Source organism: Companilactobacillus heilongjiangensis (genome assembly GCF_000831645.3).
GTDB classification, from domain to species: Bacteria; Bacillota; Bacilli; order Lactobacillales; family Lactobacillaceae; genus Companilactobacillus; species Companilactobacillus heilongjiangensis.
Map to the genome: position 1 here is coordinate 994505 of NZ_CP012559.1, position 24315 is coordinate 1018819.

The following is a 24315-nucleotide window of genomic DNA, read 5'->3' on the forward strand; positions in this document are numbered from 1 at the left end:
CACTTTGGCTCGCACCGGTCCCACAGCAGGCTTCAAGTTGCGCACCCGGATACGGCACCACTCAAGACAAGTTAATTATTGTTTTATAAAAAGGAGAAACAAACTATGAGAGAAATCGACATGGATACTAAATATAATCCTAATGAAGTCGAAGAAGGACGTTACCAAGCTTGGCTTGATGATGATGATTTCAAACCTTCTGGCGACAAGAAAGCTAAACCTTATTCAATCGTTATCCCACCACCAAATGTTACTGGTAAGTTGCACTTGGGTCACGCTTGGGACACTACTATTCAAGATACTTTGATTCGTTACAAACGTATGCAAGGTTACGACACTTTGTATTTACCTGGTATGGATCACGCTGGTATCGCTACTCAAGCTAAGGTTGAAGCTAAATTACGTGAACAAGGTATTACTCGTTACGACCTTGGCCGTGAAAAGTTTGTTGACGAAGTTTGGAAGTGGAAGGATGAATTTGCTTCTATTATCAAGTCACAATGGGGTAAATTAGGTCTATCACTTGATTACTCACGTGAAAGATTTACCTTGGATGAAGGTTTGTCAAAGGCTGTTCGTAAGGTCTTCGTTAAACTTTATAACGAAGGTTTGATCTACCGTGGCGAATACATCATCAACTGGGATCCACAACTACAAACTGCTTTGTCAGATATTGAAGTTATTCACCAAGACGATCAAGGTGCTTTCTATCACGTTAAATACCCATACGCTGACGGTTCAGGTTTCATCGAAATTGCTACAACACGTCCAGAAACTATGTTTGGTGATGTTGCCGTTGCCGTTGCACCTGATGATGACCGTTACAAGGATATCGTTGGTAAAGAAATCATCGTACCTTTAGTTGACCGTAAGATTCCAATTATCACTGACCACTATGTTGATAAAGACTTTGGTACTGGTATGGTTAAAATCACTCCAGCTCATGACCCTAATGACTTCGCTGTTGGTAACAGACATGACCTTGAACGTATCAACACAATGAACGCTGACGGAACAATGAACGAAAATGCTGGTAAATATAACGGTATGGATCGTTTTGAAGCTCGTAAAGCTATTGTTAAAGACTTACAAGATGCAGGTTACATGATTAATATCGAACCTTACGTTCACAGTGTTGGACACTCAGAACGTTCAGGCGTTCAAGTTGAACCAAGACTTTCAACACAATGGTTCGTTAAGATGAAACCATTAGCTGAAATGGCTTTGAAGCAACAAAAGACTGATGACAAAGTTAACTTTGTACCAGAACGTTTTGAAGATACCTTTACACAATGGATGGATAACGTTCATGATTGGGTCATTTCACGTCAACTATGGTGGGGACACCAAATTCCAGCTTGGTATAACAAGAAGACTGGTGAAACTTACGTTGGTGAAGAAGCACCTAAGGATATCGAAAACTGGGATCAAGAATCAGATGTACTTGATACATGGTTCTCAAGTGCCTTATGGCCATTTTCAACTATGGGTTGGCCAGATGAAAACGCAGAAGATTACAAACGTTACTTCCCAACTGATACATTAGTTACTGGTTACGATATTATTTTCTTCTGGGTTTCTCGAATGATTTTCCAAAGTTTGAAATTTACTGGTAAAAAGCCATTTAAGAATGCTGTTATTCACGGCTTGATTCGTGATGAACAAGGCCGCAAGATGAGTAAGTCACTTGGTAATGGTATTGATCCGATGGACGTTATCAAAAAATATGGTGCCGATGCATTGCGTTGGTTCTTGTTGAACGGTTCAACTCCTGGGCAAGATACACGCTTCAGTTATGATAAGATGGATTCAGCTTGGAACTTCATCAATAAAATCTGGAATGCATCACGTTACGTTATCATGAATCTTGATGACGACACTCCAGCTATGGATGATCTTTCAGCCGTAACTACATACGATTTGTCTGATAAGTGGATTTTGACAAAATTGAATTCTACAGTTAAAGAAGTCAATCGTTTGATGGACAGTTTTGAGTTTGGTGAAGTTGGCCGTAATCTATATAACTTTATCTGGAATGATTTCTGTGACTGGTACATTGAAATGAGTAAGGCAACACTTACTGGTGACGATGAAGCTGCTAAGAAGCAAAAGAAGATGATTTTGGCATACGTTCTTGATCAAACACTTCGTCTAATGCACCCAATCATGCCTTTCGTTACTGAAAAGATTTGGTTGACAATGCCACACAACGGTAAGACAATCATGCACGCTAAGTATCCTGAATATCACGCCGAATTAGACAATGAAGATGCCATGGGTCAAATGGATATTTTGATCGACTTGATCAAGTCACTTCGTAAGATTCGTTTGGAAGCTAATGCACCAATGTCTAAAGCCGTTGATATCATGATCAAGCCACAAGATGATGATGTTAAGGCTGTTATTTTGAACAACAAAGAATACATCGACCGTTTCATGCACCCTAAGGAATTGAAAGTTGCTGCTGACTTGAAAGCTCCAGCTTTGGCAATGACAGCTGTAACAAACAGTGCTGAATTGTATGTTCCATTGGCTGAATTGATTAACATCGATGATGAAATTGCTCGTCAAAATGATGAAATGAAGAAATTGAATCAAGAGATTACTCGTTTGGATAAGAAATTATCAAACAAGAACTTCGTTGATAAGGCACCTGAAAAAGTTGTCGCTGAACAAAAAGAAAAATTAGCCGACTATCAATCACGTCAAGCTAAGGTTGAACAAAGAATTCAACAATTAAAAGATAATAAATAGAATAAGTTGTCAGTTGGGTAACTTATTGTAAATATTTCATAGTCTAAAATTTATTGAATATGAATACATTTGAACACTTTTATGTTCAATAAATAACGATTAATGAGTCGGAAGAGCTGGGAAATATTTGTGTGCTGTGGTAGTGATATAAGTACGGGAGATTTCTCCCGGACTTATATCACCGGGCGTGTTTGGAGACTTGACGAATTATGTCAAGGCTTCAAACCGAGGCTCGAGACCGTACTTTGGCTCGGACCGGTCCGCACAGCTAGAGAATATTTCCCAGCTCTGTAGACGGAATATTTAACTAGTACCACGCGAAATCAAGAATAATTGAGTATATAATGACAAAAGGGGAGGGGCACATGCCCGTCCCTTTTTGTTTAAAAAAATTGGAGCGATAAAATTGTTAGAAAATTATCAAGCTGCTGTGAATTATATTCATGCTTTACCGAAATTTCATCGGACGAATAATCTCGACAATATAAAACAGGCACTGCATCTTTTAGGAGACCCGCAAAATGATTATCAGACGATTCATATTACCGGTACCAATGGTAAAGGGTCGACAACTAATTTTTTGGCAAATCTGTTAGAAGGCAGTGGCAAAAGAGTGGGGATGTTTACGTCGCCATTCATCAATCGTTTCAATGAACGGATTCAGATTAATCATCAATATATTTCTGATACCGATTTATTGGATGATGTGAATTATATTAAAGATAAAATTGGTGATATTCCGTTAGCAGAATTTGAATTTGTAACTATTTTAGGTTACTTTTATTTCCGTGGTCGTGTCGATGTCGCGGTGATTGAAGCAGGGATTGGTGCTAAGCATGATAAAACTAATGTCATTACACCAGTGCTCTCAATTATTACTTCAATTGATTTGGATCATGAAAAGTTGATTGGACCTACGATTCAAGACATTGCTGAAGAAAAATCAGGCATTATTAAATTTGAAAAGCCAATTGTAACTGGTAGTCTCCATGATTCGGTTCGTCCAATTGTCGAATCAACAGCAACTACCCAGAACAGTCCAATTTTTGAATTTGATCATGATTTCGGTATAAGAAATTATAAAAATAATAATTTTGATGTTTCGTTTACATATTATGATGATAAAGTAGCAGTAGAGGGAATTCATTGTCAGGGATTTGAAAAAACCACAGCAATGAATGCAGCGATTGCGATTAAGGCATTCGTTCTCTATGAAAAGATTCAGCAAGAAACGTACTCAACCGAAATGATTGTTGAAAATTTGGATAAAAATCATTTACCAGGAAGGGCACAAATTGTGCAGCAAAAACCATTAGTTTTGATGGATGGGGCACATAATATTTCAGCAATTTACAATTTAATTAATTCTTTGATTAAAAACTATGAAAATAAGGATATAATTGTTTTGTATGCTGGAATGAAAGATAAAGATCGTCATGAAATTCTCGAAGAGTTGGCACCTAAAGTTGATCATGTTTATATTACAAAACTTGATATGGCGCGTTCAGCTACGGCAGATGATTATAATTTGTCAGAGTACACCAACGTTTTCTTCGTTGAAAATTATCGTGAAGAATTACAGAAAATCATGGCAGGGATGAATCAGAATCAATTATTATTGATTACTGGATCATTTTATCTAATTTCGGATTTGGAGAATTATTTCTCGTAATTTGATTTATGATGATAAATTTAAGAGAAAAAATTCTAGCTCATGGTGTCAGCACCTTAAAAAATGAAGAATTATTGGCCGTGATCATTGGCAATGGAACCAAAAATAATTCAGTTGTGGACTTATCTAAGAAAATCATTTGTGATTCTGGTGGTTTAAATTTGAGTTTAAGACAATTGATGTCGTTTAATGGTATTGGGGTGGCACAAGCTTGTAAAGTTTTAGCCGCGATTGAATTAGGCAGTCGAAAAATTCAATCTGATACATTATCTGAAAAAGTTGTTTCCGTAGACGATGTAGGTCAGCATTTAATAAATAAAATTGGAAACACTCCACAAGAGAAACTAGTGGCTGTTTATTTAAATAATAGTTATCATGTAATCGATGAAAGGGTTATTTTTATTGGTACGGTCGATCAAGCAACTGTTCATCCACGGGATATTTTACGTGAAGCCATTTCGATGTCAGCGACACAAATCATCGTGGCGCACAATCATCCAAATGGTTCACTGATGTTCTCGACTAATGATCAGGACTTTAGTTTGCGGTTGAAAAAAAGCTGCCAACTAATAGGAATAAACCTAATTGACCATTTAATTATTACGAAAAAAACTTATTCTAGCCTAAAGACCTTAAATTTAATTTAGGATATGATTTCGTCGTGCTTTAAATCGGCGTTTTCTATGATATAATTTTGTTTAGCGTAAAATGTGGTGTGTACTTTAAAGGAGAGAAAATAAATTGTTTGGTATTGGATCAAAGAAGCTCGGTATAGACTTGGGAACTGCAAATACTCTAGTTTATGCTGAAGGAAAAGGTATAGTTTTAAATGAACCTTCAGTTGTTGCAAAGAATAATAACACTGGAGAAATCGTTGCAGTTGGTTCAGATGCACGTGAAATGATTGGTCGTACACCGGGTAGTATTTCTGCAATTCGTCCAATGCGTGACGGTGTAATCGCCGATTATGACACAACAGCAGCTATGATGAAGTATTTCATCGAAAAATCCGCTAACAACTCAAAACCCTCAGTCATGGTTTGTGTTCCAAGTGGTGTTACTGAAGTTGAAAAGAGAGCCGTTATTGAAGCTACACAACATGCCGGTGCTCGTGAAGCTTACGTAATTGAAGAACCATTCGCAGCTGCTATCGGTGCTGGACTTCCAGTTATGGATCCAACAGGTAATATGGTTGTTGATATTGGTGGTGGTACAACTGATGTTGCTACAATTTCATTAGGTGGTATCGTTTCATCACGTTCAATCCGTGTGGCTGGTGACAAGTTTGACGAATCAATTTCTGCATACATTAAGTCAAACTTTAACCTTCAAATTGGTGAAAGAACTGCTGAAGATGTTAAAATCCAAATTGGTTCAGCATCAGTTGAAAAATCAAAAGAAATCGAATCAATGCAAATTCGTGGTCGTGACTTAGTAACAGGTTTGCCAAAGACAGTTCAATTATCTGGTGAAGATATTGCTACAGCTATCCATGAAAACGTTGAAGAGATCATTGAAACAATTAAAGAAACTCTTGAGGAAACTTCTCCTGAAATTGCTGCCGATGTTATCGATCATGGTATCGTTCTTACTGGTGGTGGTGCATTATTACATCACTTGCCAGAAGTAATATCTGAAGCAACGGGAGTTCCTGTATTCATTGCTCAAGACCCACTAGATTGTGTGGCCATCGGTACTGGTGAATCACTTAAAAATATCGATGTAATGCGTCGCCAAAAATAAGCGGGTTAATTCCCGTTTTTTTATTTGACTAAAGATTAATAATGGTAAAATCATTTTATTGGTTGCCGTCTCCAGAGCTGGGAAGTATTTCGCCTGCTGTGCGGACCGGTTCGAGCCGAAGTGCGGTCTCGAACCTCGATTTTGAGCTTCGCAAAGTACGCGAATCTCAAAACTCGCCCGGTGGTGTAAGAGCTAAAGCTCTAACGCCACTTTCACAGCTGGTGAATACTTCTCAGCTCTTCCGACTAGTTTATTTTTTGTATGGACAGTTCTATGAAATTTCAGAATTGTTTTAATATATTTATAAATTTGGTCATTTGGACGTTCAATTATTTAATAAATGTGTAAAAATTAATTGATATTCAATATCATGAAAAACTTAGCCGGAGGGTGGACATGGTTTTATCCGCACCGGTTCTTACCGCAGATAAAATTCATGTCCACCCGTAGGCGGAAAAAGCAAAACCTTTAGTTAGCTGATCTACTAGGAGGAAGCAATGCAAAAGTTTTTTTCAAATAAAAAATTAATTATTTTAATGATACTTATTATCGTTACTTTTGGACTGCTGGCAGTTACGGTTAATATCCGTGATAACAAAGATACGCCGCCAGTTGTTCAACAAGTTGGTAATGATGTCGTCAGTGTCGTTGGGGGAGTCTTTGCTTATCCTACGAATGCTGTTAAAAATGCTACCTCAGAATTTTCCGATTTGTATAATACATATTCTGAAAACAAACGTCTTAAAGCCAGAATTGGTGAATTAGCACAAAATAAGGCTAAGCTAGCAGTAGTTCAAGATGAAAATAAGAAACTCAAACAAGAGTTGAAACTTGATGGTACATTGACAGACTACACAACTGTTAATGCCTCTGTTTTGACTCGTTCACCAAGTAGTTGGCAAAGTTATTTGACAATCAATCGTGGTCAAACAAGTGGTATCAAGAAAGATATGCCTGTTATGTCTGGTAAAGGTTTGATTGGTCGTATCGTCGAAGTTGATAAGATTAGTTCTAAAGTTGAGTTGATTTCAACTGATAACGAATTAAATGATAAATTTGCTTCTGAAATCTTAGGTGAAAATAAAAATATTACTGGTGTTGTTAGTCGTTATGACAGTTCTACAGGCGATTTAGTCATGGAAAATGTCAACTCAACTAAGAACATCAAAAAAGGCCAAAGCGTCATCACATCTGGTTTAGGTGGTTTGACACCACGTGGATTGTACATTGGTAAAGTTTACGGAATTAAGAAGGATAATTACGGAATGACAAATTCTGTTTATATTACACCTGCTGCTGAATTGCGTAACTTCACTGTTGTAACTGTTATTAAGTCATCAGTTAGTGGTGAAAATTAATGAACATTAAAAATCGAAAGATAGTCGGCCAAGTATTATTCATTTCTCTTGCGTTTTACCTTGATGGTTTAATCAAGTGGGCCTTTTTGAATAATATGAATCATGGAACCTTTGCTATCTTGCCACAACTGATGTTAATGATGATTGTCATGTTGACGATGCGTATTGATAACCGTCGTCAGCTGATACTTTACGGAGTGATTTTTGGATTGATCTATGATTCTTATTATTATGGAATTATCGGATTGTATACTATACTCTTGCCATTATTGATGGTCGGAATTGATCACTTTAAGTTTTTACTAGTAAAAAATAATTTAGGTTATGAATTGTCGATTTACTTTTTGTCGCTGACATTCTTACAGTCAGGTATTTATCTGTTGGAAAGATTGTTGCAACAGACTAATACAAATGTTTTTGATTTCATCACATATACATTGGGACCAACGTTACTTTGGAATATCGTCGTATTTTTTATTTTATATATTCCAATGAATAATTTATCCGAATGGCTGGTGAAATATCGGAGGGATAATAAATGAGAGATATCATTTTAAAGGGTGATAAAAATGGCTTTTCAGTAATAATGGATGATAAAGCCAATTACGTTAATGCATTTAAAAAGTTAAAAGAATTGATTATGCAGCAAAACGTTGAGTCAACCAATGAGAATGATGATGTCATTTATTTTACGGTTAAAACTGGTCACCGTTTGTTAACAGAGGACCAAAAAGATGGAATCAGAGACTTTTTCGACAAGTATCCACAACTGGAATTGAAAGATATTCAAGCTGATGTTGAAGATAAAGTCAAAGTTGCAGAAGTTTTAAAAGCAAATAAGACTAACATTGAGTCAGGGATCGTCCGTAGTGGTCAAAAATTGGATTACGAAGGTGATTTGATTTTTCTTGGAACATTGCACCGGGATGCACAAATATGCACGACCGGTTCAATATACGTCTTAGGTGAGGTCAATGGTGTTTTGCAGGCAGGTTATCCTGATAATACCAAGGCTGCTATCTTTGGCAATCTCAAGGGGATTGATCAATTGCGAATCGCCGATGTAATCGAAATTGTGACCGACGATAATAGGGATGATTTCCAAGCTGGTAAATTTGCTTTTATCGATGATTTACATTCAATCAGTGTTGATGATTTAACGAATTATAAAGATAGATTAAATGATTTAGGAAAAAGGACAGGTTAGCTATGGGGATATCAATAGTTGTAACTTCTGGAAAAGGCGGAGTTGGCAAAACTACTACGACTGCAAATGTTAGTACTGTCTTGGCAAGCCTTGGCAAAAAAGTTTGCATGGTCGATTTAGATATTGGATTACGAAATCTTGATGCGGTCATGGGTCTAACTAATCGAATCGTTTACGATATCGTGGATGTGGCTCAACATCGTGTTGTGGTTTCGCAAGCTCTAGTTCGTGACCCACGTTTTGAAGACAATTTGTATTTATTGGCAGCTTCGCAGTTTGCTGATAAATATGTTTTGGATAAAGATTCAGTTGGCAATATTATTAACGAATTGAAACAACGTTTTGATTTTGTGATGATCGATTGTCCAGCTGGGATTGAATATGGTTTTCAAAATGCAGTCTCGATTGCTGATGGTGCTTTAGTAGTTACCAATCCAGAGGTTGCTTCTGTGAGTGATGCTGATCGGGTAGTTGGTATTCTTGAGAATATGAACATGCCAATCACACCTCATTTGATAATTAATCGAATTCGTAAAAATATGATCAACGATGGAACATCTATGAAAATTGATGACATTGTTAATCATCTGGGAATTCCTTTGTTAGGAATTGTCGTCGATGAAGATAAGGTTATTTCAGCTTCAAATACCGGTCATACGGTGGCTTTCGATGAATACAGCGATGCGGGTCATAGTTACCAAAACATTGCTCGTCGGATGCTAGGTGAAAATATTCCTTTGAATTTATTCGATCATCCAAAAAAAGTTGGTTTTTGGGGCAGAGTGTTTGGTAGAAAATAAGCACTATGGTACAATCCTTTTGTAATTGAATAAGTCAACACAGGGGGAGCCTTTGGCTGAGAGTGAACATTTTGTTCAGACCCTTTAAACCTGTTATGTTAATGCATGCGTAGGGATAGTGTTGTTCAAGCAGACGCTCGAACTCTCTTGTGATGACTAAAATCAGAAGGGAGTTCTTTTTTTATGACTAATGTTGGGAAAAACAGCGAGTTACTCGTAATCACAGAAGGAGCCATAATTACAGCTTTGGCTCTAGCCTTATCGTTTGTGCCACATACGACTGGTGTATCTGCGATTGAGTTCGTTTACGGTTTGATTCCGATGGCAATTTACGCTTTACGCCGAGGTGTCAGAGCCGGCTTACTGACAGGCTTAGTCTGGGGATTACTAGATCTTGTACTATTTGGATTTAGTCACGGTGGGTTCTTGAATCTATTTCAAGGAATCGTTGAATATCCGCTAGCATTTGGTGTTGTTGGTTTGATTGGTTTAGGAAGTAAACCAGTTAAACGGGCTTTGGAACAAGGTAAAAGTGGTATTGGTTTAATCTTGCTATATTCAGCTTTGGGATTCTTTGCCAAGTATTTCTTCCATTTTCTAGCTGGTGGTATTTACTGGGGAACCTATGCACCAAAGGGTATGAACCCTTGGATCTACTCATTAGTAATCAATGGTGGTAGTTTTGTTGCCAATATGTTGATGCTACTAGTCCTAGTCTTTGCTTTGAACCGTGTCTTTAAGCAATTGATTATCGTGAAAAACTAAACAAGCACATTAAAAAAGCGTTCTGAATTATTAAAATTCAGAGCGCTTTTTGCGTTGTTTTATAAACGTTTTCAAAGGTTAAATAAAACTCATCACAGCACCTAAAACTACACCGCCAATCGTTACAAGGATCATAAGCCAAACAACAATTTGTGTAATTTTAGTTAAAGTGCTTTTAGGTTTTTTCTCGTCCAAAACATCCACCACCTAATTAATATATAGTGAAATGTTACTTCACAAATACAAAATATGCAATATTTGTAAGCCGTTATTTTCTAATATGGAAAAATCCCCCACCGCTTGAACTGTATAATTAGTAACTGCTTTCACATTTATTGACTGATTGTCAAATATCGTGTGGTTAAAAGTGGGGAATTGTGGTAAATTAAGAAGTGTTAAAGAATTGAGGTGAACTGTCCGTGTTTATGGGTGAATTTCATCACACACTTGATACTAAAGGCCGAATAATCGTGCCTGCAAAGTTTAGAAAGTTGCTTGGTGATAGCTTCGTCATCACACGTGGCATGGACGGTTGCCTTTTTGGGTATCCAATGGAGCAATGGGATAAACTTGAGGCGCAACTGGATAAGTTGCCCTTAACGAAAAAGGATGCGCGAGCATTCACTCGGTTCTTTTATTCTGCTGCTGCAGAGGCGGAGTTCGACAAGCAAGGACGGATAAATCTTTCCGCATCGTTAGTCGACTTTGCCAAGTTAAATAAGAATTGTGTAATTGTCGGCGTTTCAGATCGAATAGAAATATGGGATGAGGAACGCTGGAATAAATTTAGCCAAGAGGCTGAAGATAATTTTGAAGAAATATCGGAGAAAATGACAGACTTTGACTTCTAATGTATATCAACATAAAACAGTACTTTTAAAAGAAACTATTGACGAAATAAATCCCCATGATAACGGAATTTATGTAGACGCTACCTTTGGCCGTGGTGGACACACCAAAGAACTATTAAGTCGTGTACACAATAGTCATCTTTATGTGTTTGATCGCGATGAAGCCGCCATTGAGGTCGGTGAAAGTATTCAAAATAACGCCGATATTATCGGTGATAACTCATTGACTTTAATACGTGACAATTTCGAAAATATGCAAGAACGTTTGAACGAACTTGGAGTAGAGAAAGTCGATGGCGTTGTTTATGATTTGGGAGTTTCATCTCCTCAATTTGATGATGCTGTTCGTGGCTTTAGTTATAAAAAGGAAGCTCGTCTAGATATGCGGATGGATCAGAGACAAGATCTTGATGCTGAAAAGATCGTTAATGATTGGACGTACAGTGAATTAGTGGGTATTTTCTATAAATATAGTGATGAAAAATTTGCTAAACAAATTGCACGTGCCATCGAACGGACTAGAGAGGAACACCGTATCACTTCAACATTGGAATTGGCTGATATTATTAAAAATGCTATTCCAGCTGCTGCTAGAAGAACCGGTGGTCATCCAGCTAAACGAGTTTTCCAAGCAATTAGAATTGCTGTTAATGATGAATTAGGTTCACTTGAGAGATCCCTTGCCCAAGCGATTGACCTTTTAGCCCCTAAGGGCAGAATCAGCGTTATAACTTTTCAATCCAAAGAAGATCGTATCGTTAAACATATTTTTAAAGACAATTCCCATGTCGATTTACCTAGAGGGTTGCCCGTTATTCCAGATGACATTAAACCTGTCTTGAAGGAAATAACTCGCAAGCCAATATTGCCTAACACTGAAGAATTATCTGAAAATAATCGGGCACACAGTGCCAAACTACGTGTTGTTGAAAAGATATAATGGAGAATTAAGAATATGAGAGAAGATAGTACTGCTAGAAATTTACAAGATTATCAAACTGCAGCTCAGCCTGAACCGAAAGTTCAAGCGGAGCCTAAAACGCGCAGCGTTGCCCTGTCCAAATTTGAAACTTTTTCAATTGTTGGCTTAGGCTTATTGACCTTGGCTTTAATGGTTGCTTTAGTTAGCATCAAAGTTTCTATGACATCTTCTCAAAATACTTTGGATAGACTAACAACACAAGTATCCAAAACAAATACAAGTAACGTTAATTTAAGACAAGAGATTTCTGAATTAACCAGTTTTGACCGTTTTTCTTCTTTTGCAAAAAAGCATAATTTGAAAATGAGTGACAACAACGTAAGGAATATTTCGAAATGAGCAAGTTCAGAAAATTATTTAAAAATAAGGCAAGGCGCAATCATTATATTGTTGGTATGGTCATTTTGATTGCGACTGCCTTTTCTTTTATCCTTTTTCTTCAAAGATTCGCGTATATTTCCATGAGTAAGCAATATGACGGCGTTAATCTGGAACAAAGGACTAAACAAAAATATGAACATGTAAATAAAGTTAATGCAAAACGTGGCGACATTATGGATGTCAACGGCGATATGATTGCTGGAGATTCCACGATTTACAATATCTATGCCATTGTTTCCAAGAAGTCAAAAACTACAGCTGGTAAAGCTGACTATGTGGTTAACAAGGAGCGGACTGCCCGAATTTTGAGTAAGTATTTGCCATTGTCTGCCAAAGAACTACGTAAATATTTGACTCCTGAAAATAAGAAACAATATCAAGTGGAATTTGGTCCTTCAGGTCGTGGCCTTTCGATTGAAATTAAGCGAAAGATTGCTGCTCAGAAGCTGCCCGGAATCCACTTTGTTGAACTGCCTTCAAGATCTTATCCGAACGGGATTTTTGCGACAAACTTAGTTGGATTTACCAAGGCTGATAATGCCAATGATGCAAACAGTAATATCAGTGGTGTGATGGGTGTTGAGAAATACTTCAACAAGCTATTATCTGGTCGTGACGGTAAAAAGATTACTAAAGTTGATAACAGTGGTAATGAATTGCCTGATTCAGAAGTGATTGAGAAGAGTTCAGCTGATGGTTCAAATATTTATTTAACCCTCAACAGTAAGATTCAACAATATACGGAGATCTTGGCTCAAAATATTGATGAGAAATATGCTCCCAAAGACTTACAGATTTTAGTTATGAACGCAAAGACTGGTGCCATTGAAGCGGCAACACAACGTCCAACCTTCAATCCAACTACTAAAAAAGGCTTGGATAACAGTTGGCGTGACACTTTGGTGGAAGATCAGTTCGAACCCGGTTCTGTTATGAAAATTTTGACATTATCAGCTTCAATTGACTCTGGTAACTATAGTCCAGATGAGTTGTATAAATCTGGTACAGTTGAAGTTGGTGGTCGAACAATTGGTGACTGGAACACTGCCGGCTGGGGATATATTCCACTTTCTCAAGCTTTCACGAGATCTTCTAATGTTGGTATGGTCAAACTAGAAGAACAAATGGGTTCTAAGACGTGGATGGAATACATGAAACGATTCCACATTGGCGAAAAGACTGGTATTGAACTACCAGGTGAAGTCGCCGGAAGGATTTCCTTTGAGCATGTCAGTGACCAAGCGATGACTGCGTTTGGACAAAGTGTCAATGTTAACACAATGCAAATGTTGCAGGCTTTTTCAGCAATCGCTAATGGCGGTAAGATGATCAAACCACAAATCGTGCAAAAAGTAGTTGATCCTAATACTGGTAAGACTACTAAGAGTTTTAAGCGTGATGTTGTCGGTCAACCAATCAAAGCCAGCACTGCCAAGCAAGTTCAAAAGGCAATGCGTGAGGTCGTAACGAAGAACTATGGTACTGGTATGGTTTATAATGTGCCTGGAGTTAAGGTTGGTGTTAAAACTGGTACAGCTCAAATTGCCTCTCCAGCGGGAGGTTATTTGACAGGTAACAATAATTATATTTTCTCAGTTGCCGGGATGATTCCTTACAATGATCCTAATTACATCGTGTATGTAACGATGAAGCAGCCTCAGAAAATGACTGAAGCTCCAGAAAGAATTCTCTCTGAAGTCTTCAATCCGTTAGTTAAGAGATTAGTTAATCAAGGTAAGTCTCCTACTAAAGCCACTGAAGCCGGCAGTCAATATGTCAGCATTCCGAGTCTATTGGACAAATCAACCAATGACTCGCTCACTCGAATCAAAGACCTCAAGTTACAATCTGGCGTTATCGGAACTGGTAACAAGGTAGTTCAACAATTGCCAGCTAGTGGTGAGAAGGTCATGCCTGATCAAAGAATCGTCTTATTGACCAATGGAGCCATGACGATGCCTGATTTATCTGGTTGGTCCAAGAACGATGTTTTGAAGTTTGCCGAGATAACTGGTAAGCAAGTCACCACAAAAGGTGACGGATATGTCGTGAAACAATCGGTTGAGTCTGGTCAGGTGATAAATGGGAGTGGTAAAATTATAGTTACATTGAAAAATAAATAATTAAGGGGATTTTCATGGAATTTAGTCATATTGTTTTCGACATAATTAGCTCTTTCGCAATTGTGGCCATCTTTATGCCATTCTTAATTGGTTACTTGGTTGCACACAAAGAGGGGCAGTCTATTAGAGAAGAAGGTCCAAAGTGGCACGAAAAGAAGTCAGGAACACCTACAATGGGTGGTTTGTTGATTATCATTGCTACCTTGATAACTGATATTTGGGTTGGTATTTGGCAAGGTCAATTGACACACTCACTATTGATTACTACCTTTGTGATTGTTTTGTATGGTTGCATTGGTTTCATTGATGATTTCATCAAAGTATTCAAGAAACGTAACTTGGGACTTCGTGCTTACCAAAAGGCGCTTTTACAAATTGTTGTTGGTATCATTTTCTTAGTCGTATATAACGGCGATCAATTTCCAATGAACTTTACGATTCCGGGTGTACTTTCAATTAACTCAGTCGTAATTTTCGTACTATTTACTATTTTCTGGTTAGTTGGCTTTTCTAATGCTACTAACTTAACTGATGGTTTGGATGGTTTATTAGGCGGATTAGGAACAATTTCTTATGCAACATACGGAATTATTTCTTTGAACCAAAATCGTTTTGACTTAGCTATCGTCTGTTTTTCAGTCGTTGGTGCTTTGTTAGCCTTCTTGATTTTCAACCACAAGCCAGCCAAGATTTTCATGGGTGATGTTGGTTCACTAGCACTCGGTGCTGGACTAGCTGCCATTTCAATCTTACTTGGTCGTTACTGGTCACTATTGTTGATTGGTTTAGTTTATGTAGTTGAAACAATGAGCGTTATGCTACAAGTCTTTTCATTCAAAGTTTTCCATCGTCGTATTTTCAAAATGACACCGATTCATCACCATTTTGAAATGATGGGCTGGTCAGAATGGAAAATCGATATCGTCTTTTGGATTGTTGGCGCAATTTGTTCAGCAATTTATCTAATTTTATTCGTATAGGAAGTAAATGATAGCAATGAAAACAAAGAGTAATTATTCAAACAAAAAGATTTTAGTATTAGGTTTAGCTAAGAGTGGTTTTGCTGTAGCCAAGCTGTTAAATAAAATGGGTTCAGATGTAACTGTTGTCGACTCTAATCCTTTGGAGAAAAATACCGAAGCACAAGCTTTAATCGATGCTGGTTTTAACGTTATTACTGGTAGTAACGATGCTAGTTTGATTGATAATTCATATGATTATTTAGTTAAAAACCCTGGTATTTTTTATTCTAATGAATTGGTTCAACAAGCTGAGAAACTTAAGATTCCAGTTATCACAGAACCTGAGATTGCTTACAGTTATTCAGATGCCACAATGGTTGGTGTTACGGGTACTAACGGAAAAACAACTGTTACAACATTGATTCAATTGATGTTGCAACACTCACCAAAATTCGCACATTCATACTATGCCGGCAATATTGGTATTCCAATTTCTGATGTAATTCAAAAGGCTACTAAAGACGATGTCGTTGTAACTGAGCTATCAAGTTTCCAACTCCAAGGAACAATCGACTTGCATCCACATGTTGCAGTTTTGAATAACATCTATTCAACTCACTTGGATTTCCACAAGAACCGTGCTAACTACATCAAAGCTAAAATGCACATTACTAAGAATCAAACTCCGGATGATTACTTTGTTATCAATTACAATACTGAAGAATGGCGTGATTTAGCTAAACAATCAAATGCTAAAATTTTGCCATTCTCTGACAACCAAGAATTAGATAATGGCGCTTATGTTAAAGATGATGTTCTTTACTGTAACGGTGAGAAGATCATGACTGCTGATGAAATTAAAATTCCTGGTGAACATAACGTTCAAAATGCTTTAGCAGCAATCAGTGTCGCCAAATTATTCGATGTTAAGAACGAAGATATTATTGAGGTATTATCATCATTTAGAGGTGTCAAGCATAGAATCCAATATGTCGATACTTTCGGTGGACATAAATTCTATAATGATTCTAAAGCAACTAATGTTGAAGCAACAATTGTCGCTTTAACTGCATTTAAGACACCAATTACTTTGATTGCTGGTGGTCTTGACCGTGGTAATGGCTTTGACGAATTGATTCCATCACTTAAAGGTAAGGTCAATAACTTAGTTGTTTACGGTCAAACTGCTGAAAAAGTAATCGAATCTGCTGAAAAAGCTGGGGTCGGCAATATCGTTAAGGTAGACAATTTGTCTGAAGCTGTTCCTGAAGCTTATAAGCAAAGTGATGCTGGGGATGTTATCCTACTTTCACCAGCTGCTGCTAGTTGGGATCAATTCCATACCTTTGAAGAACGTGGCGACTTGTATATTCAAACAGTCGAGACACTAAAGGGAGAAGTTAAATAAATGACAAAAATGCGCATAATTGTTTCCGGTGGTGGTACCGGTGGACATATCTATCCCGCAATGGCCTTAATTAAACGTCTCAAGGAACGTGACCTAATTGATGATGTTCTATACGTTGGAACAGAAAAAGGCTTAGAGAGCAAGATTGTTAAGAATGCTGGCTTGAACTTTAAGACAATTGAAATCCAAGGGTTCAAACGCCGTCTGACACTCGAAAACGTCAAGACAGTTCAATTGTTCCTTTCAAGCATTCGTAAATCTCGTAAAATCATCAAAGAATTTAAGCCTGATATCGTTGTCGGTACTGGTGGTTATGTATCAAGTGCGATCGTTTATGCGGCACACACAATGCATATCCCAACGGTTATCCATGAACAAAATACGATTGCTGGTGTAACTAACAAATTCTTAGCTCATTTCGTCGATAAGATTGCGATTGCTTTTACTGAAGCAACTGATCAATTCAGTGAAAAGAAGAAAATTGTTTTCACAGGTAACCCCAGAGCCCAAGAAGTTGTCAACATCCAAAAAAATGATCGTTTGAAAGAATTCGATTTAGCAGCCGACAAGGATACCGTGATGATTTTCGGTGGTTCTCGTGGTGCTAAGCCAATTAATCAAGCGACAATTGAGACAATGGACCGTTTTGTTAAAGCAGATTATCAAGTTTTGTTTGTTACAGGACGAGTACATTATGACAATGTTGTTAAATTAATCGATGAAAAGTATCTAAACAGTGCAAATATTTCCGTATTACCATATATTGATAATATGCCAGGAATTTTGCCTGACATTAAGTTGATCGTCGGACGTAGCGGCGCAACAAGCATTGCTGAGATTACAGCCCTAGGCATTCCAGCTATATTTGTACCAAGCCCATACGTAACGCATGATCATCAAACAAAGAATGCCATGTCGGTTTCCAAAGTTGGAGCTGCCAAGTTGATTCCAGAAGCTGAACTTACAAGCGATTCCTTGTATGAAGCAGTTAATGAAATCATGAGCGACAGTAAAGTTCAGGCTGAAATGTCTGAGAAGTCCAAGCACATCGGCGTCCCTGATTCTGCTGATCGATTGATAAAGGTGTTAACTGAGCTGGTTAAGTAGGGCCGTCTCCAGAGCTGAGAAGTATTTCGCCTGCTGTGCAGAACGGTCCGAGTCAAAGAGCGGTCTCGAACCTCGGTTTGAAGCCTTTCCATAGACTGGAAAGGCTCCAAACTCGCCCGGTGGTGTAACGTCTAAAGCCGTAACGCCACTTCCACTGCTGGTGAATACTTCTCAGCTCTTCCGACTAATGTATTTTGATTTTATATATTATTCGACGAATCGCTTTTATTTATACAGAGTGATTGTAGAATAGCCTTGTAACGGGTAAAACTAGTTAGTTTATCCAGTTTTTTATTAAGTCTCTTGAGCTTCAACTGGTTATCAAGTGAAAAACGACCTAGTCGGAGGGCACTGTACTGCCAACCGGAGACGGCATATATAAATGTGAGGTTTAAAAGTGCTGAGAAAAAGGATTAGAATAAGTAAAAATGGTTTAATTATTATAATAGTTTTTGTTATCGTGTTGATTGCTTATTTTGGTTCATCTTTGAGCAAAGTAAGGAACATCAATGTCAAAGGCGTTAATGATCTTGGTGCACAACAAGTAATTAATGCTACCAAGATTGATGATAATTCCACACTTTTAAATGTTTTCTTGCATCATAAAACGATTGCCAAAGAAACTGAACAAAAACTTCCATCGATTAAATCTATCTCGTTTGGAACGCACAATCTGCGTGACTTAACGATTAAAGTTTCCGAACATCCAACACTAGGATTTATCAATAAGAACGGTGGTTATTATCGAATCATTAATAACGGTAAGATCATCAATCAAAAGATGAGTTCTCCAATTGGTAACTACCCAACCTATAGTGGCTTTAGTGCCAGTAGGCTGAAGAAGATGTCGAACATTTACGCCGAACTGCCTAGTAACGTGAAGACGAATGTGTCTGAATTTTATAACGCTCCGACTAAATTGAATCCATATCGGATCAAAATCGATATGAATGATGGCAACAAAGTTATCGCCGACATGAGAACTGTTCGAACAAAATTGAAGTATTATCCAGGTATGGCTGCTCAGATGAAAAAGAAAGGCGTTATAGATTTGGAGATTGGAGCCTATTCTTATCCCTTTAAAGGTAAGAAATAGGTTTAATATAATCATATTTGTGTTAAAATTTTTTAGTGAATAGATTTTTCTAGGTAAGGGAGGCTGCCACGATTAATGGACAATTCTGAATTTTTTGTAGGTCTTGATATTGGCACGAATTCAATTAAAGTAGTTGTCGCTGAATCGTCTGATGATAGGTTAAGTATTGTCGGCGTAGGAAGTGAACGCTCTGAAGGTGTGAGCCGTGGCGTTATAGTCGATATAGACAAAGCGGCAGGTGCTATAAAACGCGCAATTAAGAAGGCCGAAACACAAGCAAATATTTCCATCCGTGACGTTGTAGTCGGTATATCGGCTAACATGTTACAGATTGAGAAATGCCAAGGTATGATTGCCGTTGGATCTCAATCAAAAGAAATCAATGAAAATGATGTCAGACAAGTTATGCTGGCTGCTATGGTTCAAAACTTACCTAGTGAGAGAGAAGTTGTTTCTCTATTACCTAAGCAATTTTCTGTCGATGGTTTCAACAACATTCGTGATCCACGAGGAATGATTGGTGTACGTTTAGAGATGTCAGGAGTTTTGTACACGGCGCCTAAAACCATCGTTCATAATACGAAAAAGGCTATTCAAAAAGCCGGCTTAAACATTATTCATAAAGTTATTTCTCCAATGGCATTAAGTCAAGTCGTTTTAAATGACGGCGAGAGCGACTTTGGTGCTGTAATTATTGATATGGGAGCTGGTCAAACAACCGCTTCTGTAGTACATGATCACAACCTGAAATTATCAACTGTTGATTTTGAGGGTGGCGACTATGTAACGCATGATATCTCAGTTGTTTTGAATACAACTGTTGAAAATGCTAATCAATTGAAACTTTATTACGGTAACGCATCTGCTGACAAATCTTCGACCGATGAAAATATCAGTGTCGAAGTTGTTGGTAAAAATGAGCCAACAATGATTTCAGAAGAATATTTAGCTGAAATTATTGAAGCTCGACTTAACCAAATCTTTACTAGACTACAAGCACCACTAGAAGATGCAGGGGCTCTATCTCTACCCGGTGGAATCGTTTTGACCGGTGGGGTTGCCGCTACGCCTAATGTGGAAGACTTAGCTAGAAAGATTTTCGATGTCAAAGTTAGAAGTTATGTCCCAACACAGATGGGTATGCGTTATCCTTCATATTCGTTAGGACTTGGCTTAGTAACCTATGCTTCAAGATTAAATGATATTGGAGTGATTGCTGACAATGTTGTTAATGGTGCAACCATTGACCGAGGCAGTCGACCACAACCTCAAGTTGCTTCTGAGCCTCAACCACAGCAACAATTTGAGCAACCAGAACCAACAATGGACCAAACTCAAGAGGACCAACCAACAGAAGATGAGACAAAGCCTGATAAAGGTAAAAAGATGTCGAAATTCAAGGACTTCTGGAGCAAATTTTTTGATTAATAATAAATAATAAATGATTTAAATAGGAGGAACTCCTTAATGGAATATACTTTAGACTCTACCCAAAATAAGGGAGCGGTAATCAAAGTTATCGGTGTCGGTGGTGCCGGTGGTAACGCTGTCAATCGAATGGTAGAAGCAGGAATCAAAGGTGTACAGTTTATTGCTGCAAATACTGATGTTCAAGCTCTAGAAAACTCAAATGCTGAAACAAAAATTCAGTTAGGACCTAAATTGACACGTGGATTAGGTGCTGGTTCAAATCCTGAGGTTGGACAAAAAGCTGCTCAAGAAAGTGAAGAAGCCATTAAAGAAGCCCTTGAAGGCGCTGATATGATCTTCGTAACTGCCGGAATGGGTGGTGGTACTGGTACAGGCGCTGCTCCTATCGTTGCTAATATTGCTAAAGAAAGTGGTGCCCTAACAGTTGGTGTTGTGACACGTCCTTTCGCCTTTGAAGGTTCAAAACGTTCACGTTTTGCCGCTGATGGTATTACTGAACTTAAAAAAGATGTTGATACACTAGTTTTGATTTCTAACAGCAAATTGCTAGAAATCGTTGATAAGAAGACACCTATGAGTGAAGCATTCAGTATTGCTGATGATGTTTTACGTCAAGGTGTTCAAAGTATTTCTGATTTGATCACATCACCTGGTTTCGTTAACTTGGACTTTGCTGATGTTAAGACTGTTATGTCAGATCAAGGCTCAGCTCTAATGGGTATTGGTCAAGCTAACGGCGAAAACAGAATTACTGAAGCTACTAAGAAAGCTATCTCATCACCATTACTTGAAGTTTCAATCGATGGTGCTAAACAAGTATTGCTTAATATTACTGGTGGCCCAGACTTATCACTATTTGAAGCACAAGATGCAGCGCAAATTGTTTCCGAACAAGCTACATCTGATGTTAATATTATCTTCGGTACTTCAATCGATGACACATTAGGTGACCAAGTTAAGGTTACTGTTATTGCAACTGGCGTTGAAACCGAAGAAAGCAAGAAGAGAGAACCATCAAGACGTCCTCTAAACAATCCCCGTGCAACATTAGATAATAATAAGAACAAGGCTGACAATGATAACAATGGTCAACCAAAGTCCGTTTCACAACCACAACAACCATCTAATGATCCATTGGCAGCTTGGGACATCAATCGTGATGCTGCAAAGCAAAACAACGTTTCTGGTGAAAAGGGCGACTTCGAAATCTTCCAAAAACCTGAAACAATTGATTTGAGCGACGATGACGATGATTCAACTCCTCCAATTTTTAAGCGTCGTAACAATAAATAAAAGGAGATTTTCTTATGGCATTTGCAAAATTAGGTAGCTTTTTCGGCATTAATGATGAAGATGATTTTGATGAAAAACCAGCTAACAGTCAAAATGTTGAACAACCTAAAACAAATTATTCAAAAAATGAAAAGGTAGTATCAATGAGTACAGCCAGCGAAGCAAGAGCTAAAGGTAATAGTAAAATTGCAATTTATCAACCAAGAGTTTACTCAGATGCAAAAGTTATTGCCAAACAACTTTTGAATAACAAAGCTGTAATTGTTAATTTTAATAATGTCAATGATGAACAATCAAAGAGAATCGTGGACTTTTTAACAGGTACTATCTTTGCCTTAAACGGTGAAATTAAACGTGTTGGAGAAAAAATCTTTCTTTGTACACCACCTAAGTTTGAAATCGATGGAAGCTTAACTGATATAAACGAATAAAGTCGAGGAAAGATATGAATCAAATTTTAAGTGGATTGCCATTTGTGATTAGTATGGCTTTTCAATTGTATGAATTCATAATTTTTGTGTACTGCTTGCTCTCTTTTGTGCCTGCAGTGTACAATTCTGCATTTGGAAGATTCATCGTAGCGATGGTGAATCCATTCTTAAATTTAATAAAAAAAGTCATACCTACAAGTATTGGCTTTCTTGATTTTTCTCCAATAATTGCACTTATACTAATTCAATTATTGCAGAAAGCGATATTCTTAATAATCTAAAAAATATGGATGATAAAAAAACAATCATTGGTGGAGGCTTTTTCCGTCCAGAAGAGAAAACGTTCATTGATAAAATAAGCGATATATTATTAAAAGCTCAAACAATGTACACTCCACAGCTCACTGATTTTTTGAATTTACGTGAACAGACGATTTTAAATAACCTGATTAATAAATATGATGGTTTATATGTGCATTACTTTGGCGGTTATGAGAATGCAGAACGGGTCAGGGGAATAATTGCTCCTGACTATTTTGTACCTAAAGAATCTGACTATGAGATTGCAATGTACGAAATTCGTTATCCAGAAAAGTTTGCTAATTTGCATCACGGTCAAATATTGGGTTCCTTAACTGGGTCAGGCGTTGAGCGTGATCGTTTTGGAGACATTATTACCGATGGCGAAAATTGGCAATTTTTTGTATTTAATTCGATGAGTGATTATATTGAAGATCAAGTTAAAAAAATCGGACCATACAAGATTCATCTAATTGCGAAGAATTTCAGTGAATTGCTTTTGCCAAAGGATGAATCAACTGATGAGACAATTACTATCCAATCATTACGCTTGGATACGATTATTGCTGACGTTTATGATCTGTCACGACAGAATGCTAAATCCTTAGTCGACCACGGTAAAGTTCAAATTAACTGGGTTGTGAATAAAAATGCTAGCTCATTTGTCACGATTACTGATACACTTAGTGTCAGAGGCTTTGGCCGAATAAGAGTTAATGATATTATGGGCAGATCGAGGAATAATAAATATCTTCTTTCGGTTAACATCATTAAGAAATAGGGGCGTGAAGTTATGGTATTATCACCAGTAGAAATACATGATAAAGAATTTGATAGTAAATTTCGAGGCTATGACCGCGACCAAGTTGAAAGCTTTTTGAAACAAGCAGCTCAAGACTATAATTTAGCTTTGCAAAAAAATGCGCAGTTAGAAAAAGAACTGAAAGAAACTTCTGAACAATTGAAGTATTTCACTGATATGAAGGATGCTTTGAATCAATCGATTTTGGTTGCCCAAGAAGCAGCTGAAAAGGTTAAGAATGAGTCTGAACAAGAAGCTCAAATAATCGTCGAGGAATCACAGAAAAAAGCTCGTGATTTATTGAATCAATCCACTGAAAAGTCGAATCAAATTTTGCAAGATGCATCTGAACGTGCACGCCAAGTTACGATTGAAACTGATAATCTCAAACGCAGCGTCAACACCTTCAGACAAGGCTTACAAGGTATGCTGAAACAGCAGTTGGATATGGTGGACAATCCAGAATGGTCTAAGCTTAATGACAGTACATCTACTGACAAACTCAAACAAGAAGTGGGCGACCAACAACGACCAGATTCAAGCCAAAATTATCAAGCTGATCAGTCAAATAATCAACAGAATTATGAAAATGACCAAAATTCGGTTTTCAATTCCGAGCAAATGAATTATAATGACAATATTCAGGAAAATCAGCCGGACGAATCGTATACGATTAATCATCAACAAAATGAACCAACGTTCAATTTTAAAGATGACGCCGACGATGATCCTAAGAAGTAATAAGAGATTTAGTGCCATGAAGAAAATTTTTTCAGCGAGCTAGTGTTGGTGTGAGACTAGTAAAAATTATTTTTGGTATATCGGCTCTTAAACAATTTATGTAATTTA

The 24315-nt window shown here is 37.5% G+C and carries 24 protein-coding genes and 1 riboswitch; of the genes, 23 read left to right on the forward strand and 1 reads right to left on the reverse strand.

The genetic code is table 11. The features are described 5' to 3' along the window. The first annotated feature begins 105 nt into the window (after positions 1-105). The 9 genes from JP39_RS04565 to thiT all read left to right on the forward strand — a co-directional run bounded on the left by JP39_RS04565 (position 106) and on the right by thiT (position 10299). A complete protein-coding gene (locus JP39_RS04565) occupies positions 106-2754 on the forward strand; it encodes a valine--tRNA ligase (RefSeq protein WP_041499497.1) in 2649 nt (882 codons plus the stop codon). A gap of 406 nt (positions 2755-3160) precedes the next feature. Beyond that, a complete protein-coding gene (locus JP39_RS04570) occupies positions 3161-4426 on the forward strand; it encodes a bifunctional folylpolyglutamate synthase/dihydrofolate synthase (protein ID WP_041499496.1) in 1266 nt (421 codons plus the stop codon). 8 nt (positions 4427-4434) lie between these two features. Beyond that, on the forward strand, positions 4435-5073 hold the full coding sequence (radC, locus tag JP39_RS04575; RefSeq protein ID WP_041499494.1) for a RadC family protein: 639 nt from the start codon (positions 4435-4437) through the stop codon (positions 5071-5073). Between the two features lie 94 nt (positions 5074-5167). Next, the gene (locus JP39_RS04580; protein WP_041499493.1) at positions 5168-6169 is read left to right on the forward strand and encodes a rod shape-determining protein; all 1002 of its coding nucleotides are present in this window, start codon (positions 5168-5170) and stop codon (positions 6167-6169) included. Between the two features lie 497 nt (positions 6170-6666). Continuing rightward, entirely contained in the window at positions 6667-7527 is an 861-nt protein-coding gene (gene mreC, locus JP39_RS04585) for a rod shape-determining protein MreC (RefSeq protein WP_041499492.1), read from the forward strand. After that, positions 7527-8069, forward strand: a complete 543-nt coding sequence (gene mreD / locus JP39_RS04590) for a rod shape-determining protein MreD (RefSeq protein ID WP_041499491.1) — start codon at positions 7527-7529, stop codon at positions 8067-8069. Before mreC ends, mreD begins: the two co-directional genes overlap by 1 nt. After that, positions 8066-8734, forward strand: coding sequence for a septum site-determining protein MinC (locus JP39_RS04595; RefSeq protein ID WP_041499489.1), 669 nt, complete (start codon positions 8066-8068; stop codon positions 8732-8734). Before mreD ends, JP39_RS04595 begins: the two co-directional genes overlap by 4 nt. Before the next feature lie 2 nt (positions 8735-8736). Further along, positions 8737-9534: a septum site-determining protein MinD gene (gene minD / locus JP39_RS04600; RefSeq protein WP_041499488.1), complete on the forward strand. Its 798-nt coding sequence runs from the start codon at positions 8737-8739 to the stop codon at positions 9532-9534. 32 nt (positions 9535-9566) lie between these two features. Next, positions 9567-9668: riboswitch (TPP riboswitch) on the forward strand. Positions 9669-9717: 49 nt separating this feature from the next. Beyond that, positions 9718-10299, forward strand: coding sequence for an energy-coupled thiamine transporter ThiT (gene thiT, locus JP39_RS04605; protein WP_041499486.1), 582 nt, complete (start codon positions 9718-9720; stop codon positions 10297-10299). 78 nt (positions 10300-10377) lie between these two features. On the opposite strand, the gene JP39_RS12465 is transcribed toward thiT, so the two are convergent. Continuing rightward, positions 10378-10503 (reverse strand): DUF4044 domain-containing protein, encoded by a 126-nt coding sequence (locus tag JP39_RS12465; protein WP_371851541.1) that lies wholly within the window; start codon positions 10501-10503, stop codon positions 10378-10380. A 215-nt stretch (positions 10504-10718) separates the two neighbouring features. Between JP39_RS12465 and mraZ the strand changes: the two genes are divergently transcribed. From mraZ to JP39_RS04675, 14 genes are all read left to right on the forward strand, one after another. Next, positions 10719-11150 carry a division/cell wall cluster transcriptional repressor MraZ gene (gene mraZ / locus JP39_RS04610; RefSeq protein ID WP_041499484.1) on the forward strand — a complete coding sequence of 144 codons (432 nt, stop codon included), beginning with the start codon at positions 10719-10721 and terminating at the stop codon, positions 11148-11150. Further along, complete coding sequence (rsmH, locus tag JP39_RS04615) at positions 11140-12090, forward strand: 16S rRNA (cytosine(1402)-N(4))-methyltransferase RsmH (RefSeq protein WP_041499483.1); 951 nt, start codon at positions 11140-11142, stop codon at positions 12088-12090. The genes mraZ and rsmH overlap by 11 nt, the downstream gene beginning before the upstream one ends. Before the next feature lie 15 nt (positions 12091-12105). Further along, a complete protein-coding gene (ftsL, locus tag JP39_RS04620; protein ID WP_041499481.1) occupies positions 12106-12471 on the forward strand; it encodes a cell division protein FtsL in 366 nt (121 codons plus the stop codon). Further along, positions 12468-14636 (forward strand): penicillin-binding transpeptidase domain-containing protein, encoded by a 2169-nt coding sequence (locus JP39_RS04625; RefSeq protein WP_041499479.1) that lies wholly within the window; start codon positions 12468-12470, stop codon positions 14634-14636. Before ftsL ends, JP39_RS04625 begins: the two co-directional genes overlap by 4 nt. Before the next feature lie 14 nt (positions 14637-14650). Then, complete coding sequence (mraY, locus tag JP39_RS04630; protein ID WP_041499478.1) at positions 14651-15616, forward strand: phospho-N-acetylmuramoyl-pentapeptide-transferase; 966 nt, start codon at positions 14651-14653, stop codon at positions 15614-15616. Between the two features lie 16 nt (positions 15617-15632). Beyond that, positions 15633-17006: a UDP-N-acetylmuramoyl-L-alanine--D-glutamate ligase gene (gene murD / locus JP39_RS04635; protein ID WP_041499477.1), complete on the forward strand. Its 1374-nt coding sequence runs from the start codon at positions 15633-15635 to the stop codon at positions 17004-17006. Between the two features lie 9 nt (positions 17007-17015). Beyond that, positions 17016-18113, forward strand: coding sequence for an undecaprenyldiphospho-muramoylpentapeptide beta-N-acetylglucosaminyltransferase (gene murG, locus JP39_RS04640; protein ID WP_041499516.1), 1098 nt, complete (start codon positions 17016-17018; stop codon positions 18111-18113). A gap of 487 nt (positions 18114-18600) precedes the next feature. Next, positions 18601-19209 carry a cell division protein FtsQ/DivIB gene (locus JP39_RS04645; RefSeq protein ID WP_169751871.1) on the forward strand — a complete coding sequence of 203 codons (609 nt, stop codon included), beginning with the start codon at positions 18601-18603 and terminating at the stop codon, positions 19207-19209. 75 nt (positions 19210-19284) lie between these two features. Next, positions 19285-20637 (forward strand): cell division protein FtsA, encoded by a 1353-nt coding sequence (gene ftsA / locus JP39_RS04650; protein ID WP_041499473.1) that lies wholly within the window; start codon positions 19285-19287, stop codon positions 20635-20637. A gap of 39 nt (positions 20638-20676) precedes the next feature. Then, positions 20677-21933, forward strand: coding sequence for a cell division protein FtsZ (gene ftsZ, locus JP39_RS04655; protein ID WP_041499471.1), 1257 nt, complete (start codon positions 20677-20679; stop codon positions 21931-21933). 14 nt (positions 21934-21947) lie between these two features. Continuing rightward, a complete protein-coding gene (locus JP39_RS04660) occupies positions 21948-22364 on the forward strand; it encodes a cell division protein SepF (protein WP_041499470.1) in 417 nt (138 codons plus the stop codon). A 53-nt stretch (positions 22365-22417) separates the two neighbouring features. Next, positions 22418-22645 (forward strand): YggT family protein, encoded by a 228-nt coding sequence (locus JP39_RS04665; protein ID WP_245626363.1) that lies wholly within the window; start codon positions 22418-22420, stop codon positions 22643-22645. 5 nt (positions 22646-22650) lie between these two features. Further along, complete coding sequence (locus JP39_RS04670) at positions 22651-23445, forward strand: YlmH family RNA-binding protein (protein WP_048698675.1); 795 nt, start codon at positions 22651-22653, stop codon at positions 23443-23445. A gap of 12 nt (positions 23446-23457) precedes the next feature. After that, positions 23458-24207, forward strand: a complete 750-nt coding sequence (locus JP39_RS04675; RefSeq protein WP_041499468.1) for a DivIVA domain-containing protein — start codon at positions 23458-23460, stop codon at positions 24205-24207. The last annotated feature ends 108 nt before the right edge of the window (positions 24208-24315 follow it).

Coding starts and splice junctions, on each gene's coding strand:
- JP39_RS04565 (WP_041499497.1), top strand. CDS start 106: ATGAGAGAAATCGACATGGATACTAAATATAATCCTAATGAAGTCGAA.
- radC (WP_041499494.1), top strand. CDS start 4,435: ATGATGATAAATTTAAGAGAAAAAATTCTAGCTCATGGTGTCAGCACC.
- mreC (WP_041499492.1), top strand. CDS start 6,667: ATGCAAAAGTTTTTTTCAAATAAAAAATTAATTATTTTAATGATACTT.
- mreD (WP_041499491.1), top strand. CDS start 7,527: ATGAACATTAAAAATCGAAAGATAGTCGGCCAAGTATTATTCATTTCT.
- JP39_RS04595 (WP_041499489.1), top strand. CDS start 8,066: ATGAGAGATATCATTTTAAAGGGTGATAAAAATGGCTTTTCAGTAATA.
- minD (WP_041499488.1), top strand. CDS start 8,737: ATGGGGATATCAATAGTTGTAACTTCTGGAAAAGGCGGAGTTGGCAAA.
- thiT (WP_041499486.1), top strand. CDS start 9,718: ATGACTAATGTTGGGAAAAACAGCGAGTTACTCGTAATCACAGAAGGA.
- ftsL (WP_041499481.1), top strand. CDS start 12,106: ATGAGAGAAGATAGTACTGCTAGAAATTTACAAGATTATCAAACTGCA.
- JP39_RS04625 (WP_041499479.1), top strand. CDS start 12,468: ATGAGCAAGTTCAGAAAATTATTTAAAAATAAGGCAAGGCGCAATCAT.
- mraY (WP_041499478.1), top strand. CDS start 14,651: ATGGAATTTAGTCATATTGTTTTCGACATAATTAGCTCTTTCGCAATT.
- murD (WP_041499477.1), top strand. CDS start 15,633: ATGAAAACAAAGAGTAATTATTCAAACAAAAAGATTTTAGTATTAGGT.
- murG (WP_041499516.1), top strand. CDS start 17,016: ATGCGCATAATTGTTTCCGGTGGTGGTACCGGTGGACATATCTATCCC.
- ftsA (WP_041499473.1), top strand. CDS start 19,285: ATGGACAATTCTGAATTTTTTGTAGGTCTTGATATTGGCACGAATTCA.
- ftsZ (WP_041499471.1), top strand. CDS start 20,677: ATGGAATATACTTTAGACTCTACCCAAAATAAGGGAGCGGTAATCAAA.
- JP39_RS04660 (WP_041499470.1), top strand. CDS start 21,948: ATGGCATTTGCAAAATTAGGTAGCTTTTTCGGCATTAATGATGAAGAT.
- JP39_RS04665 (WP_245626363.1), top strand. CDS start 22,418: ATGGCTTTTCAATTGTATGAATTCATAATTTTTGTGTACTGCTTGCTC.
- JP39_RS04670 (WP_048698675.1), top strand. CDS start 22,651: ATGGATGATAAAAAAACAATCATTGGTGGAGGCTTTTTCCGTCCAGAA.
- JP39_RS04675 (WP_041499468.1), top strand. CDS start 23,458: ATGGTATTATCACCAGTAGAAATACATGATAAAGAATTTGATAGTAAA.